This window comes from Pseudoalteromonas sp. SIMBA_162 (assembly GCF_046535955.1).
GTDB classification, from domain to species: domain Bacteria; phylum Pseudomonadota; class Gammaproteobacteria; order Enterobacterales; family Alteromonadaceae; genus Pseudoalteromonas; species Pseudoalteromonas marina.
Map to the genome: position 1 here is coordinate 1 of NZ_JAWJBQ010000963.1, position 245 is coordinate 245.

The 245-nt window shown below is 64.5% G+C and carries 1 pseudogene; it reads right to left on the bottom strand.

Annotation, left to right across the window (positions count from 1 at the left end):
- Positions 1 to 208, bottom strand: a pseudogene (locus R0J88_RS22570) (alpha-glucosidase); the annotation flags it as partial.
- Positions 209 to 245 lie beyond the last annotated feature (37 nt).

Genomic DNA, 245 nt, shown 5'->3' on the forward strand with positions numbered 1-245 from the left:
GCTCGTCACCCACGTCCACCAGTTCAATGTTCCCCTCGCGCAGTACCGGGTGTTGGCGGCGGAAATTCAGTAGGGTGCGTGTGGCATGCAATACCGAGTTGGCGTCGTCTTCCTGATTGGCCACGGCCAGCGGCAGGTGGCGTTCATCGACCGGCAGCCAAGGCTCGACATTCGAGAAGTCCCCCCGGGCCGTCTGACGCCAGGGCATGGGAGTCCGGCAACCGTCGCGGCCCTTGAATTCCGGC